Here is a 15,339-nt window from a genome sequence, read left to right as displayed (position 1 = left end):
AATCAGTACTTTTAAATACACATTTAACATTTATCATTCACGTTATTTAAGTAGTAAAACCTAATATAGGTGTGCATGAAAAATTTAGAAATATGAGAATATAACTAAAGGAATGCACATGAATAAAATACGCTTGTCATCTCCACAGCTAATTAAAACTAAGATCATTGCTTTAGTGTTAGCTACATTAACTTTAGCAATGGCACCGGCAAAAGCTGAGATTGTAATCAACGAAGTTGACGCCGACCAAACAGGCACAGATAGCGCCGAATTTATTGAACTTTATGATGGTGGTGTTGGATTTTCTGACTTATCAGGCTTATCTATCGTGCTATACAATGGCTCTGATGATGCTTCTTATTTAGCATTTGATTTAGATGGTTTTAGTACAAACGCTGATGGTTATTTTGTTTTGTGTGGTAATTCAGCCAATACAGCCAATTGTGATTTAGATGTTTCACCCGAAACGAATCTTATTCAAAACGGCGCCGATGCTGTGGCATTAGTCACGGGAGATGCCGCTAATTATCCTAATGATACGCCCGTATCAACAACCAACCTCCTCGATGCTCTCGTCTACGATACTAATGATAGGGACGATACTGGGTTACTGGTTTTACTTAACCCAGGCCAACCACAAGTTAATGAAGATGGGACGGGTAATAAGGATACAAATTCGAGTCAACGTTGTGCAAACGGTTCGGGAGGTTTGCGTAACTCAGACACTTACGAGCAACATATACCGACACCGGGGTTTTCGAATACATGCGGGGTTACTGATATTTTGATCAATGAAGTTGATGCTGACCAAACGGGTAGTGACAGTGCTGAATTTATTGAACTTTATGATGGTGGTGTTGGATTCTCTGACTTAACCGGCTTGTCTGTCGTGCTATATAACGGCTCTGATGATGCGTCATATTTAGCATTTGATTTAGATGGTTTAAACACTAATGCGAATGGCTATTTTGTACTTTGTGCGAATGCCGCGACTACGCCAAATTGTGATTTAGATGTTTCACCCGAAACGAATCTTATTCAAAACGGCGCCGATGCTGTGGCATTAGTCACGGGAGATGCCGCTAATTATCCTAATGATACGCCCGTATCAACAACCAACCTCCTCGATGCTCTCGTCTACGATACTAATGATAGGGACGATACTGGGTTACTGGTTTTACTTAACCCAGGCCAACCACAAGTTAATGAAGATGGGACGGGTAATAAGGATACAAATTCGAGTCAACGTTGTGCAAACGGTTCGGGAGGTTTGCGTAACTCAGACACTTACGAGCAACACTCTCCTACTCCTGGTTCAGAAAATGTCTGTGGCACTACTCCTCCTACGAATAACTTTGGCGTATGTAATGACATCGCAACGTTTATCCATGATGTTCAAGGTGCAGGCACAGTTGGTCCATTAAATGGTAATACAGGCGTTATAATCGAGGCAGTAGTAACAGCTAATTACCAAAGTAGTGGTTCGTTAGGTGGGTTTTATGTTCAAGAAGAAGATACTGAAGCTGATGCAGACGCAACTACTTCTGAAGGACTTTTTGTATCTGATATTACAAATGCGGTAAACGTTGGCGATGTTGTTCGAGTTCAAGGTACAGCGAACGAAAGCTTTGGCCTAACAGAGATTAATAATGTTTCACAATTAGCTGTTTGCGGTAATGGAGCCGTGAGTGCGTCTACCATTACTTTACCTGTGATTTCACTCGATGAGCTTGAAAGTGTTGAAGGAATGTTGGTTTCTTTATCTCAACCGTTAACGGTAAATGAGAATTTTAATCTAGCGCGTTTTGGTGAAATAACTCTTTCAGACAGCAGAACATATCAATTTACTCACAACAGTTTACCTAATGTTGCGGGCTATGCGTCACATCTTGCAAGTCTGTCGCTAAATCAATTGATTTTGGATGACGCTAATACATCTCAAAATCCAGAACCCGTTATTTATCCAGCCCCAGGTTTGAGTGCGAGCAATACTTTACGCAGTGGTTACACCACGAGTTTAACAGGGATAATGAGTTACGGATTTAGTAAGTACCGGATTCAACCGACAGAAGTTGTTAACTTTAGTGCAGATAATTCTCGTACTCCTATGCCAGAAGACGTAGGAGGAGACTTCAAAATAGCAAGTATAAACGTGTTGAACTACTTTACAACGATAGATACCGGTGGCGCGCTTTGTGGACCTTCTTCTATAGGTTGCAGAGGAGCAGACAGTGCTTTGGAATTTACCCGTCAACGAGACAAAATAATTAATGCTATTAACACCATTGATGCAGACATCTTAGGGCTGGTCGAATTAGAAAACAACGCAACTGCGTCATTAGCTGATTTGGTCAGTGGCCTTAATGCGGTTGCCGGTGCTGGAACTTATGCTTATTTAAACACCGGTACTATTGGAACTGATGCGATAAAAGTTGGGTTTATTTATAAACCAGCAAGTACTTCACCAAGTGGCGCGTTTGCAATACTAGATAGCTCAGTTGATCCCTTGTTTCTTGATACCAAAAACAGACCAGCACTGGCGCAAACATTTAGTCTGCCTAGTGGCGAAAACTTAACCTTAGCCGTTAATCACTTTAAATCTAAGGGTTCAAATTGTGACTCCATTGGAGACGTTAATATAAATGATGGGCAGGGCAACTGTGCTGGAACTCGTGCAAATGCAGCGACGGCATTGGTCAACTGGTTAGCAACAGATCCAACAGGGAGTTCTGATCCTGATTTCTTAATACTGGGTGATTTAAATGCTTACGCGATGGAAGACGCTATAACTAATATTACTAATAATGGCTATACTAATCTTGTTGATGCGTTTATTGGTTCAACAGCATATTCCTTTGTATTTAGCGCTGAAGCGGGGTATTTAGATCACGCACTTGCCAGTGCAAGCTTAACCGACAAAGTTAGTGACGTTACCGAATGGCATATTAATGCCGATGAACCTCGGGCGCTTGATTACAATACTGAATTTCAAACACCAACACAGCAAAGTAACTTTTACGCGCCAGATGTTTATCGAATGTCAGATCACGATCCTATCATTATTGGGTTTAATTTTGCTCCTATCGTAGTGGAACCTGATACCGACGGTGATGGTGTACCTGATAACTTCGATAATTGCACGCTAAAACCGAACCCTGCACAAGAAGATACCAACGGCGACGGTTTCGGTAACATTTGTGACCCAGACTTAAATAATGACAGTATTGTTAATTTTACCGACTTCAATATGATGCGAGCTGTGTTTTTTACTAATGATCCTGATGCTGATTTGAATAGCGATGGTGTCGTTAATTTTATTGACCTTGGAATAATGAGATCACTGTTTTTCCAACCACCGGGCCCCAGTTTATTGGTGCCATAGCATTACTTAGTCGAACAAAGGCTTAAAAGAAAAGCAGTATATTGCTGAATAATAATATATAAAAACAATAAGTAAGGAAGTGAAATGAAGTTTATAAAACGAATAAAAATAACGAGTGTACTAGTATTGGCGCTTTTAATGAGTCCGTTTGCCGCGCAAGCAGGGTTTATTACCTTGTCGCCGACAACAATAGTGACAAACCTTAATGATGGTGATTTCATCACTATGGACATTTTGATAGACTTTACAGCTGAGCCGACAATAGGTGGAGGCTTTGATATTGTCTTTGACCCTTTGGCATTGGGTTTTCAAAACCTACTCATACCCCCCTTCGCTGATCCACTTTTTTTTCGTCCACCTGATCTTTTTCCTGGGCTGCTTTCTGGGTGGGCATTTGGTGATTTTAATGGCTTAACAGGCTCTGCGGTATTGGGAAGTATTACATTTCAAGTGCTTTCAACAATGGGGGCTAGCACCAGCGTATCGACACAAGAAAATCTCTTCCCTGTGGGGCCTTTTGTAAGTGCAGTTACGTTTCGTCCAATGCCTGTGACGTTCAATAGTATTGATTTAACCCGAGCATCTGCACCACCGACAGTCCCAGAACCATCTACACTAGCTATCTTCGCATTAGGCATTATGGGCTTAGCATCACGTCGCTTTAAGAAAAAATAGCGTATAGCTTTACATGCGAGCCATTTAAGCACCTTAACCGGTGCTTTTTTGTTGGTGCTCTTCTATTATATGAAAAAGGGGCGGGTGACCGCTTAGCAAGTTTAACTAAACAGTTTTATTTTATGAGGTGTTAATATGATTACGTTAGGCATGTACAGACCTTAAAGGGACTCCTGAGTGTTGCATAAGATAAGTTGTCATTGGCAGAGTTGAATAACTGTCTATATCTGAACTAGAACAAACCTTATTTAACGCTTAAATATCGAGGCTAAACCTGACTTTCGTAGTAAGCTCAAAGCTGCAACTAATCTTTACCTCTAAACGCTCACTTATGCCACTTTGCTGACATTAGGAATTAATATTGAAATGAAGTTTTCGATTATATTTTCTATTACTGACTAGTGTTCATGGCTTTTTTAATTCATTTATTTTCTCATATGTTAAAGTTGTTTTTTAATAATTATTTTATCTTGTAAAGGACTACCTATGCTTTCTCCCGTAGAACCAACAAATATACAGTTAGCAGCTTCCTATATAGGAATAGCTAAAGACCTAGGCTTACTATTTGCGGGAGTTACAGCAGGTGTTGTTGCTATCAAAAGTTTCAATAGGTGGAGAGATGAAACTACTTTCAAGGCTAAGTTTGAGTTAGCTAAAGAAGTTATTGAAAATACTTATAAGATACGTGACCACCTGTTAGAGATTAAAACACCTAACTGGTTATTTAGAAAATGTATATCCGGTGTGGGTTATAGCCATTACAACCCAGAAAATATAGCATCAGAAAGATATACCAAGGTTATCGAACCAATCAAAGACACAATGCAACATTACCAATCCTTAAGTTTACAAGTCGAAGCATTACTAGTTGATGGTAAAGCCAAAGATATGAGGGAATTAACCTTTCTAGCAGACCAAGTTATTAGTAGTTTGGATCGCTGTTTATCTGTTGCCGCCTATTCAGATAAGATAAAGCAGAATCTAGAAGAAGCTACTGACGATGAAAGGAAAGCCGTTTGCTCTAAGAAACTTAAGGAGTCTATGGTTACCTTAGACTCCTTAAGAAGAAGGCATATTAACTTGGAGTTGGGTTTTGATACAAGTAGTCATATTCGTCACACTGATGGTTATATGAGGGATAAGCCAGATTGTGACAACTTAGAGTACTGCATTAATAATGTTGTTAATTGTATTAAGCCATATTTAAAAGGTGAGTAATATATGGTAAAAATTTTTGAACAATGTCCCCTTAGCACACTTTGCTGACATTTCACTATTTCGGTTTTATGACTTCTCTGTGCGCATTGAAGACATTAGCCCAAAAGTATTTGCCATATATTTTCTCATGGATCTTTTAGGTCTATTACTAAGCCGGCTCAGTAATAGACCTAAAACACGACAACAAACGTCTATTTTATTGATCTTATTGTAATTAATACATTTTTCTATGAGGGATATTACTGCGCGGGCTTAGTAATCCACTATTTTTGATAAAAAAGTTGATTACAATGGTTTCTAATGCTTTGAAGTTATGGGATATTAATGTGAATTAAATAAAAAATTATGAAACGGATATTACTGAGCCGTATACGTAATAAGCTGTTAGGCATACAAGGAGTATCAGAGAATGTGGGTAACTCAAACGTATTTAGGAACTGTTGAGCCAGAAGCGAAAGTTTTTGTTTATTATCTTTTTGAAGACTACAACACCGATCAATCAGACTTTACTAATGCAGTTCAAATTGAATTAGAGAAAATTGGGGCTGTACATGAATCTAATGTTTCATTACTTATGCCTAATCCAAGGTACGCTGCGCGTATCGAGGCAGAAGTCCGCAGTATAGAAAAACTCTGGTGGTCTTTATCAGGAAAACTTCCGGGCTTGTTAGTTTCAACTAAGCCATTGTCCGAGTTTAAAGAAAGTATAGGTAACTATTATTTTGCTTCATTCGAGAGTACATCTCCTTATAAAGCCGCGGAAACTCTTCAAGAAGTTCGAAAGTTAGCGAATGAACAATTGGCTTGGGAACATAATAACAAGCCCGTAGAAGCTCAAAAATCATTCTTTAAAAAACTATATGACGCAATTGAAGCGAAACCTGGTGTAGCTGGATTCAATATTGATTTGAAAAAATTAAAAGGTTGAGCATAGTATGCCTAACAAGGCACTTAAACGAAACTAAAACAGTGGGTTACGTTTCGCTGCGCTACACATTTTAACCCACTGTTTTAGTCCGCTTAGTGCGGCGTTAGGTTTATCCATCATAGTGGAGTAAGTCTTGAAGTTTCGAGAAATAAAACCAGAAGTGTACGGAATTACATTTGGTGTTTTTGTTGTTGTCCTTTTTGTTTTTCTTATGCAGTTATCTGAAAAAATAATTAATCACCCTATGCTAGATGATTACATTACTCGCCTTTTGGATGGAAAGGAGAGCCTGATACCAATTACAGTTATTGTTGCTGTTACTTTGTTCATGGTTAAGGAAGTACTTGAATATAACCGTAAAGAAAAAGCAAATAGTCGGAAATTAAATGCTTATAGGATGTTACTTGCAGAAGAATTAGAATTAAACTTTGGGGCTTTAAAATCTATAGATGGAACTTGTAGCGAGCTAGAAAGTAATAAAGATGAATGGCGAGGGGCAACATACGAAGCAAAGTTTAAAGAGTCAGACAGTTTGTATGTTCATGCTACCTACAATGGCGATTTAGTACTTTGCAACCCTGTACGTAAAGTCAGGATGCAGTAATATGACAAACTATTGGTGAGTATTGCTGAACTTGATGAGGATTTTTACTTTAAAGTTAAGAATGGCTATAAATATGTTACTGAATTGGAACATCTATATTCAAGCATTATTAAAGGATTACAGGCAAAGGATAATTATGAGCCATTCCCATCGGACATTACTCAATCAGGCTTTTTAGGTTACGCTTTAGCCGAAGTAGGTCGTATTGAACCAGAGCTAAAAAAACTATACAAGGAATGCGCAGGCAGTATTGAATTGAAAGCTCGTATAAGATAAACATAACAACATTTAAACGGAACAAAAACAGTGGGTTAAGTTTCGCTTCGCTACACATTTTAACCCACCATTTTTGTCCGCTTAATGCGGCGTTATAAAGCAAATGGAGATCGTGCATGAGTCAACAATATCTTGATAGTACTATCAGCCTTTATGCAAAAATAGAACTTCAGTTAAAATATTTCGCAAATCGAGGAAATGCTATACAGAACACTTTATTAGTTATTGGTGTTCTAACATCTGGGGGACTTTGGCTCTTGGTGGCTCAAGTTTTGCCTCAAGTATTAATGTGGCTTGGAGCTATATTTAGCACTTTAACGACAGGGTTAACTTTGTATATGTACTCTTCAGGAGTGAATAAAAAGCGCCAAAAAGCTATCGAACTGCACTCAGAAGTATCAGATTTATTGGGTAAAATACGTGGAAATCCTAAACTTACAGATAATGAGTTCTGGCCAATATATAAAGACTTGGAACACAAAATTGATACATTAATGTTTGGGCTTGAGTAATGCTTTATAACAAGTTGCTCAAGTTCGTTCGAAAACTCACTGGGACAATTAACAGTTGGCTTTGCGCTTCGCGCAAGTATAGCCAACAGCCAGTTGCCCCTTAGCAAAGCGTTAGAACACAAGGTTGAATATGAACTCCAAAGAATCGATTAAATATGAGTTAAATAAGCTTGGTACTGATGCGAAAGATATATCTGATATATTGAAAGGTAAAATAACAGATAAGAGTTTTAAAATTGAATATCAAAAGTGGTATACCAAAGCTATTGGGTTAGTCTCATTTCTTGCTCCTGATCGCGCCTCAGAATTTAAATCATATTATGAAATTGATCCTAAAAGAAAATCCTTGTCTTGGGGGACATGGGTAATTCAAGATTATGTCAAAGGAGTCGCTCCAATTCTTAATGGGTTTGATTCAGCAGAACAGGCTGGTAGCTGTTTGTTTAATCAACACTCATTATTGCAGTCACTAAATTCAAGAATCGATGGGGTTTTGGCAAATGCAGAATTAAGCATTTATGCAGAAATTAAAGATGCCGAGTTATCGTCATGTAATCAGTTGATAAAAATCAGCCCTAGAGCTGCTGGCGCCCTAGCTGGAGTTGTGCTGGAAGGCTACCTCCAAAAAGTTGCGGAAAATCATAATGTAGTAATTAAGAAAAAGTCACCAACGGTAGCTGATTTAAATGATCCGCTAAAAAAAGAGGATATATACGATATTCCTACATGGCGTAAAGTCAGCTACCTAGCAGATATTAGAAATTTATGTTCTCACAAAAAAGATGACGAGCCTACAAAAGAGCAAGTTAGAGAGTTAATTGACGGTGTGAATTGGGTTACTAAAAATGTGTTCTAACAAGTCAATTAAAAGGGCTGAAAACCTCGGGATATCTAGCTTCGCTCGTAATTTAGCCCACAACTTTTAGCCTCTTATGGAGGAGTTCTAAGCCTAGTTATAGTTTGGAGTAACATGGATTTATTTAGTCAACAAATAGGACTTGTAGATGACTGTCTCAGAGCTTGTGTCTACTCTGACTTTATCTGGAGACAAAGTCCTTCAGAAGATAGTGCTTGGTTGAGTATTGCTGATATGTGCTATGCCGACCTAGTCATAAGTTGGAATAGTCTATTTGGTCAAAACAGCCAAGAAACACATTGGAAAAACTTTGTTGGTCAAATAACTTTAAATGAAAGCAAAAAATTAAAATTATTTGATAAAGAAATGCTTATTTCTTATCTAAATATTACAGAGTCCGAATGGGCTGCTTACCATAAAGAAATGGTAAATACACGTAATACGCGTGTAGCACATTTAAATGTAGCAAAGTCTATCAAGCAACTTCCCAACTTAACAATCGCCATGCATTGTTGCTATTTGTATCGTGATTGGCTAATGAAGTTATTACAATTAAAACAAAATGACGGTTTAGCTGTAAAAGTCAGCGGACAACGTTCTAAAGATGCTGTAAAAATTTATAGTCAACAAATACAGTCAGCATACTCCGGCTTATAAGTCATTAAAGCAGGAAAATTTGCAGTTGGCTGTTTTCACTGCGTTCAACATTATAGCCAACTATAAATTTCCTCTTAATGAGGCGTTATCGATACAAAAACTAATCTGAATTCAATTCTAGCCAGTAAGTGCTAATGACCGCTTTGTGGCAGTAGTTATCCTTTCAAACTAAGTCTTAATGTCTGCAATTGGCAAGGAGCTGAAGTATTGATTTAGTCACTTGTAACTTCTTCAATGCGCACAAAACAGTCTTCTCTACGCTGCTTCTGTTTTGCAAATTGGCAAAAGTTAGTGTTTCAAAATGTCTTGCCAAAGGCGGCATTGATCTTATTGCTGAGGGTCAGCTTGGTTAGCTTGATATTAAAAAATATCTATTTAAGTCTGAGCTATAACAAATAAATTGGCGTCTAAATTAGACAGAGAAATGATAGAGCTAACCTAATCAACTTTATGTTTAAGTTAGCTAATTTTGAATGTGTACGTTTAGCTAAACTTTAGTACTTACTATTGGAGTAGGTTGATGTTCATGCTGGTGTTCATGTGCACTTTTATGCTCTTCATGGCCTTTAGCATTGTTAGCGAAAGGTTGTCCATTATGATAGTGATAACCTTCGCATAAGCCCTTTTCAACTGACTTCTTACTACAGTTATGACCGCCGTTTTTATCCGTTCTACCACTATGTGCTGATGCTTGACTAGTTAAAAGTACAATAGCAACTAACCCAATTAAGATTTTTTTCATACTTATTCCTTGTGATTATTATAAATAATATCCTATATATTAAGCAGATAACTTTCATACATTTGGAAAAGGATGTCAACAGCTTTTCATTCAACATTTAGTGGCTACGAACAGTGGTATTGTTATAAAGACTTAGCTTTGATCCGCACAGCCATGAAAGAATTTCAAGATACGGACAGTTAAGTTGGTGGCATAAAGATCATACTAACGGCTTGAGTGTTAAAGGTTCGTCATTGTTCCCGCAAAGCGCTACTTACCTTTATATTTTTACAAAAGTGACGAGTAGCATTTTGGAGTATTTAGATATTAAGTCTAAAAGTTTAACGGTTTAACGGTTTAACGGTTTTATGTAGTGGCCAACTCTTTTTGGCCACAAATTTATATTCAAGCCATATCATTTCTCTGACTCATTTTTGTCTAGCACAGAATATAAGGCAAAAAATAAAGGCGACTTGACGGTATACTAAACTTTAATATTATTGCTCTTAACAAACTTAACTATTGACTCCAAGTCACCAAAAGTGTCTAAAAGCATTTTCATTGCGTGCGTCCTTACTTGCTCGTCTTCATCTCTAGCCAGAGTGCACCAAGTTTTAATTAATACGTTAGGGGGATTTAACTGTTGTTTTTTAACCTCGATATGATTACTCATGATAATTCCATTTATTGAGAGTCCATACATAAAAAGTAGTAAACATTTTTCGTTTCTGCAATAGTGATAAAAACTACTAGCTCCGAGGCATGAACATTGAAATCATTCTATTTTCTTCTATTGGTAACAACTTTATTAATTAACTCGGCAAATGCTCATAATGTCCCTAGCTCATGGACTAAGACCAAGCAGACCGCGAGGGATAAAGTGTACTTCGATCATTCAGTCACCAAATATTGCAGTTGTCCTTATGAATCTAAAGGCACTAGCGGCGGTGTTGTCGATACTGAAACCTGCGGTTATGAAGGCTCTCAGGCAAAATATAAGAATGCTATTAACGTCCTCGATTGGGAGCATGTAGTACCAGCTTCATTAACGCCTGCTCGACAAATGGACTGTTGGGTTAATGGCAACCGCAATCAATGCGAAAGAACTTCACAAGAAGCCAAGAATATCATCTTTGATTTGCATAACCTTGTGCCAGCAGTAGGACAAGCTAACCGTATAAGGTCTGACTCTCGCTATGGAATAATCCAAGGTGAAGAAAGGCAGCTTGGGACCTGTGATTTTGAATGGACTAACGAGATCGTAGAGCCTTCTGATGTTATTCGGGGTGACCTAGCGAGGGTGTGGCTATATATGAATCATAAGCACAATGTAGCTATCTCTGAGGATGAACTATTAATGTTCCTTAAGTGGTCACGCATAGATCCGCCTAGTGAATGGGAATTTATTAGGAATGCTAGGATTAAAGAGATCCAAGGTAACTCTAATGTTTTCGTGGATATGTTTTATGATTAACTACTTTCTCTGGCATAGCGGTCGTTCAAGGTAGATGATTTTAAGACTGTAATTGCCACAAAGCCGACCTAATTTAGGCGCAAATTTCTCAAAGTAAATAGCACCATTGCAGACGTTCAAACTTAAGGATTTAAAGGCGATTTATTCGACAAAGAAGACATTAGCTGCTTTTCAGTAACAGTCGTCAAAGTCACATTTCTGGGATTCACAGTAGCAGTAAGAATAATAGCGTGTAGCATCAATTTTAAGTATTAACCGGCTGAAATTATTTGTAGTATTAGGCTCATATATAACATTGGAAGTAATTCATGAGCGTACTACAAGAAGCGAAGGATTTTATAATTAACAGGGTGTTTGAACCAGGGCTTAGTTCCGACAAAGTTTCAGGAAAAATAAAGAATGTAATTAACAATCAACGGCCCTGGGTAAATAGCTTTGCTAAGGTGGGAGACCTATATCAATATCTTGAACACACAGCCTTAAAAGGTTATGAAAACGAAGCATATCAACAATTAACTGGGTTAGGACTTGATACATATGAAAGCGTATTAGGTGAATTTAGAAAGCGTTTTAATGTTCACTTAAATGATAAAACCTTAATTAAAGACTTCCTTATAAATAATGAGTATTCAGCTAGAGAGTTATTATCACCTTTGGGTAAGTATGATACTCGTTTAGGTGGAATCCAGCTTAATAAAGTAAACGGCTTAGTTACTGAAATCGTTATTAAAGCGACTTTGAATAATGGGAAGTATCCTAATCAGTGGTTATCTGAAAATAAATTACTAAAGTACTATTTAAAAAGCATGAAGCAAAAAGTCGAGGGGTTTGAAGAAAAGCAGGATGTATTTAAAGAGTCATTCGAAGATAACGCTGCCATAATTAACTCAGCCAATATCCCTATTTATACATTTGTAAGAAATACTGATAGCGGGCCATTTACCTACAAAGGTGTTTTTAAGTCTTTAGGTCATATAACAGATACAGATGGGAAAATGTGGTTTCAATTAGCTGGCGCTGATACAGATGCAGCTATGTCGATTATAAGCTACCAGAAAAGCTTTCAAGATCAAGTAAAGCAATCTTTAGTTGATTCATCTGTAGAGCGAAAAAAACGCCTTAAAAAGGCGGCTAAGAAGCCTAAGCCAAAAGCTAGGGTAGTGACTACAACTGTTTATGACCGTAACCCTGATGTAGTGGCAGATGTACTGGAAAGGGCTAATGGTTTTTGTGAGGCTGAAAATTGCAAAACACCTAATAGAAAGGCGCCTTTTATACGTAGAAAAGATGATACGCCTTACTTAGAGGTTCACCATAAAATTAAGTTAGCAGATGATGGTGACGATACGGTAAACAATGCGATAGCACTTTGCCCTAACTGCCATAGACAAGAGCACTACGGGTGATATTATTTATGGTATGAGTACTTAGATAAGAACCATTTACAATTGTCTTCTTTTGTTCAGTTCTCTATCCTTCTGAAGCGGACATAAGGGTTAACCAGTTGAAAATGACTCCAAAACGCCACTATGTCGTCTGCTTTAGGTTGCTTTCTAGTTTTAATACGAGGCCTGCAAAGTGCTAGAAGTTAGTCTATCAAGATGATGAAAGCCAAGCAGTTGGCAAGGTTGATTGGGTTGTTAAGTGATAACGAACAGTGAGTAAATTAAACGGCCTATATGGTCGTTTTTTTATGCCTGAAATACGTGTACACGAAATGCCATTTTATATACATGAAAATAGAACGTGCATAGAAAAGCCAATAATTTAAGCATGATAACCGTGACAAAACCGCAATTTAAGATGATTAAAACCCGTAACTTGGGCGCAATTTAAGGTGTTTCACTTGCTGTCAGTTTTGTTAGTGATTGGCTATAGGCTAGTAAGCGCGCGGTGTTCAGCGTGTTACACTTGTTTTTAGTTATTTATGATTTTAATATTTTAGAGTATATACTTCAAACAGGGCTACAGACCAGTGTATATAAGGGTTTGGGTTTAGTTTCTAGGGGTTCGTTAGTTCTGCGCGGTATACTTTGTGGGATTACTTTTGAGCCGCTTGCGGCTTGTTCGGCGTGACATATTGGAAGTTCCTTCCCTTTGTCTCGTCCGACAAAAGTATCACATGAATACAAAGACCGTCAAGGCTTGGGAGTGTGTTTGAATAATTATTTTTTGTACATAAGTGTGTACATAATGTAAGTAAATAGCAGTGGTTCTGAATGTGGAGTTAAGTTTATAACAGTTAATATACTTATGAGTTATACTGTTTTTATTTACAGTGGTTGATGGCTGAAATGAAAGTTATTCCTGTTTACATTGAAGCTGGTATCTCTGGCTTTGAATCTCCTGCGGCTGAATATAAAGAATTAGGTTTGTCACTTGATGAGCTTTTAATTGCTCACCCAGATGCTACCTTTATTGGCTTAGCACAAGGGCAGTCTATGCAAGGTATTGGTATATTCGATGGTGATTTATTACTGGTTGATCGTAGTGAACAGGTAAAAGATGGTGATGTGATCGTAGCAAATTACAATGGTTGCTTTACGTGTAAATTTATTGATAAAACGCATGCTAGGCTTCTATCTGCTTCTGTATTACATAAACCCGTTAGTATTACACCAGAGGATGAGTTTCAAATAGAGGGCGTTGTAACTCGGTCAATTAGGTTACATAGACCGGTAAAGGAGCTAAGTGCATGTATGCGTTAGTTGACGCGGTGTCTTTTTATGCTTCTTGTGAAAAGGTGTTCGATCCGTCAATTAGAAGTAAACCCGTTGTTGTTATGACTAATAACGATGGCTGTATTTGTGCCGTGTGTCCTATTGCCCGTCGTTTAGGCGTGCCTAAGTTTAAGCCGTATTTTCAAATAAAAAATTTTCTAGCAAAGCATAATGTGATTGTGCGTTCTTCTAACTATGAACTTTATGCCAGTCTAAGTGAACAGATGATGAACGTTATCGGGAGATATTGCGATAACCAATATGTCTATTCGATTGACGAGTCGTTTTTACAGTTTAAAAATTACCAAGAGGTAATTAAGGACTGGCATAGTTATGGTGCTGAAATACGCCGTGCAGTTTGGAAAGAAACACGCTTACCTGTTGGTGTGGGTTTTGGCTCTACGCCTACATTAGCAAAAGCGGCCAATCATGCGGCTAAAAAATTACCAGGTTATAACGGTGTAGCTGTAGTTGTCGATAAAGCTTCTCGTAAAGAGGTATTATCTCAAATGTCTGTAACTGACGTGTGGGGTATAGGTAATCGTCTTGGTAAGCGATTAAATGTTATGGGTATCAGTAACGCTTGGGATTTAGCTAACCAGTCACCTAAAGTTATGCGTAGCCAATTTAGTGTTTTGGTTGAACGAACAGTGAATGAACTTAATGGTATCGTTTGTTTAAATTGGGACGAAATTAAGCAGGCTAAAAAAGAGATATACTCAACAAGAAGTTTTTGGTCAGCGAGTGAGTGACAAGCATTCACTTAAAACGGCGCTTGTTTGTCATGGTGTTATTGTTGGACGTAAAGCTAGGAAACAGCAGTCGCTAATAAAAAGGTTGGTTATTTTCGCTGCTAGCTCGCCTCATGATGATAACTATTATAGCAAGTCGATTGTTTATGAGTTTCCCGTTGCCACAGACAATACTTTAAGCATTGCTAACGCTATATCGGCTGCATTTGATTGTATTTTTATAAACGGCGTAAATTTTTATCGTTGTGGCATTGGTGCTATTGAACTTGTAAACCAGCAATTTCAACAACACGACTTATTTTCAATTAACGATGATAAGCCAGAGTTGATGCAATGTTATGACGGCATCAATAACATATACGGTAATGATACTTTGCAATTAGCTGCGCAGGGTAGAGCTGAGAAGTGGCGGATGCGTCGTGAGTTTCTCTCACCAAGTTATACGAGTAAGTGGCGAGATATACCGAAGATCAGTTGTTAATATTCCATAATCATTATAAAATTTTGCTATATAAAAGATTATATAAAATGTTTTCGTTATATAGATATTTCATCAATGACTTT

General features: G+C 37.8%; 14 protein-coding genes and 1 pseudogene. 13 read left to right on the top strand and 2 right to left on the bottom strand.

Translation table 11 applies throughout. From position 1 onward, the window contains the following. Positions 1-118: 118 nt before the first annotated feature. From DBO93_RS11920 to DBO93_RS11880, 9 genes are all read left to right on the top strand, one after another. Positions 119-3,382 (top strand): ExeM/NucH family extracellular endonuclease, encoded by a 3,264-nt coding sequence (locus DBO93_RS11920; protein WP_162533781.1) that lies wholly within the window; start codon positions 119-121, stop codon positions 3,380-3,382. Between the two features lie 84 nt (positions 3,383-3,466). Next, complete coding sequence (locus tag DBO93_RS18990; protein ID WP_239058978.1) at positions 3,467-4,057, top strand: PEP-CTERM sorting domain-containing protein; 591 nt, start codon at positions 3,467-3,469, stop codon at positions 4,055-4,057. Between the two features lie 486 nt (positions 4,058-4,543). Beyond that, positions 4,544-5,275 (top strand): hypothetical protein, encoded by a 732-nt coding sequence (locus DBO93_RS11910; RefSeq protein ID WP_108456546.1) that lies wholly within the window; start codon positions 4,544-4,546, stop codon positions 5,273-5,275. Between the two features lie 409 nt (positions 5,276-5,684). Next, the gene (locus tag DBO93_RS11905) at positions 5,685-6,203 is read left to right on the top strand and encodes a hypothetical protein (protein ID WP_108456545.1); all 519 of its coding nucleotides are present in this window, start codon (positions 5,685-5,687) and stop codon (positions 6,201-6,203) included. Between the two features lie 133 nt (positions 6,204-6,336). Continuing rightward, positions 6,337-6,807, top strand: a complete 471-nt coding sequence (locus DBO93_RS11900) for a hypothetical protein (protein WP_108456544.1) — start codon at positions 6,337-6,339, stop codon at positions 6,805-6,807. A gap of 15 nt (positions 6,808-6,822) precedes the next feature. After that, positions 6,823-7,083 carry a hypothetical protein gene (locus tag DBO93_RS11895; protein WP_108456543.1) on the top strand — a complete coding sequence of 87 codons (261 nt, stop codon included), beginning with the start codon at positions 6,823-6,825 and terminating at the stop codon, positions 7,081-7,083. A gap of 116 nt (positions 7,084-7,199) precedes the next feature. Further along, the gene (locus DBO93_RS11890; protein ID WP_108456542.1) at positions 7,200-7,595 is read left to right on the top strand and encodes a hypothetical protein; all 396 of its coding nucleotides are present in this window, start codon (positions 7,200-7,202) and stop codon (positions 7,593-7,595) included. A gap of 130 nt (positions 7,596-7,725) precedes the next feature. After that, positions 7,726-8,451, top strand: a complete 726-nt coding sequence (locus DBO93_RS11885; protein WP_108456541.1) for a hypothetical protein — start codon at positions 7,726-7,728, stop codon at positions 8,449-8,451. Between the two features lie 114 nt (positions 8,452-8,565). Beyond that, a complete protein-coding gene (locus DBO93_RS11880; protein ID WP_108456540.1) occupies positions 8,566-9,108 on the top strand; it encodes a hypothetical protein in 543 nt (180 codons plus the stop codon). Positions 9,109-9,595: 487 nt separating this feature from the next. Here DBO93_RS11880 and DBO93_RS11875 read toward each other — a convergent pair whose 3' ends face one another. Continuing rightward, positions 9,596-9,850 carry a YHYH domain-containing protein gene (locus tag DBO93_RS11875; protein WP_108456539.1) on the bottom strand — a complete coding sequence of 85 codons (255 nt, stop codon included), beginning with the start codon at positions 9,848-9,850 and terminating at the stop codon, positions 9,596-9,598. Positions 9,851-10,313: 463 nt separating this feature from the next. After that, a complete protein-coding gene (locus DBO93_RS11870; protein WP_108456538.1) occupies positions 10,314-10,502 on the bottom strand; it encodes a hypothetical protein in 189 nt (62 codons plus the stop codon). Positions 10,503-10,598: 96 nt separating this feature from the next. On the opposite strand from DBO93_RS11870, the gene DBO93_RS11865 reads away from it, so the two are divergent. From DBO93_RS11865 to DBO93_RS11850, 4 genes and pseudogenes are all read left to right on the top strand, one after another. Beyond that, a complete protein-coding gene (locus DBO93_RS11865) occupies positions 10,599-11,303 on the top strand; it encodes an endonuclease (protein WP_108456537.1) in 705 nt (234 codons plus the stop codon). Positions 11,304-11,611: 308 nt separating this feature from the next. Then, entirely contained in the window at positions 11,612-12,709 is a 1,098-nt protein-coding gene (locus DBO93_RS11860) for an HNH endonuclease signature motif containing protein (protein WP_108456536.1), read from the top strand. Positions 12,710-13,597: 888 nt separating this feature from the next. Further along, the gene (locus tag DBO93_RS11855; protein WP_108457826.1) at positions 13,598-14,011 is read left to right on the top strand and encodes a S24 family peptidase; all 414 of its coding nucleotides are present in this window, start codon (positions 13,598-13,600) and stop codon (positions 14,009-14,011) included. Further along, positions 13,999-15,256, top strand: a pseudogene (locus tag DBO93_RS11850) (Y-family DNA polymerase). Before DBO93_RS11855 ends, DBO93_RS11850 begins: the two are co-directional and overlap by 13 nt. The last annotated feature ends 83 nt before the right edge of the window (positions 15,257-15,339 follow it).

This window comes from Colwellia sp. Arc7-D (genome assembly GCF_003061515.1).
Lineage (GTDB): Bacteria > Pseudomonadota > Gammaproteobacteria > Enterobacterales > Alteromonadaceae > Cognaticolwellia.
The sequence above is the reverse complement of the archived record's forward strand: the minus strand, read 5'-3'. Positions and strand labels throughout refer to the sequence as shown.

Bases quoted from the DNA above. Each gene is read 5' to 3' on its own strand.
- DBO93_RS11855 (WP_108457826.1), top strand. From the start codon at position 13,598: ATGAAAGTTATTCCTGTTTACATTGAAGCTGGTATCTCTGGCTTTGAA.
- DBO93_RS11880 (WP_108456540.1), top strand. From the start codon at position 8,566: ATGGATTTATTTAGTCAACAAATAGGACTTGTAGATGACTGTCTCAGA.
- DBO93_RS11870 (WP_108456538.1), bottom strand. From the start codon at position 10,502: ATGAGTAATCATATCGAGGTTAAAAAACAACAGTTAAATCCCCCTAAC.
- DBO93_RS11905 (WP_108456545.1), top strand. From the start codon at position 5,685: ATGTGGGTAACTCAAACGTATTTAGGAACTGTTGAGCCAGAAGCGAAA.
- DBO93_RS11920 (WP_162533781.1), top strand. From the start codon at position 119: ATGAATAAAATACGCTTGTCATCTCCACAGCTAATTAAAACTAAGATC.
- DBO93_RS11910 (WP_108456546.1), top strand. From the start codon at position 4,544: ATGCTTTCTCCCGTAGAACCAACAAATATACAGTTAGCAGCTTCCTAT.
- DBO93_RS11875 (WP_108456539.1), bottom strand. From the start codon at position 9,850: ATGAAAAAAATCTTAATTGGGTTAGTTGCTATTGTACTTTTAACTAGT.
- DBO93_RS11885 (WP_108456541.1), top strand. From the start codon at position 7,726: ATGAACTCCAAAGAATCGATTAAATATGAGTTAAATAAGCTTGGTACT.
- DBO93_RS11890 (WP_108456542.1), top strand. From the start codon at position 7,200: ATGAGTCAACAATATCTTGATAGTACTATCAGCCTTTATGCAAAAATA.
- DBO93_RS11860 (WP_108456536.1), top strand. From the start codon at position 11,612: ATGAGCGTACTACAAGAAGCGAAGGATTTTATAATTAACAGGGTGTTT.
- DBO93_RS18990 (WP_239058978.1), top strand. From the start codon at position 3,467: ATGAAGTTTATAAAACGAATAAAAATAACGAGTGTACTAGTATTGGCG.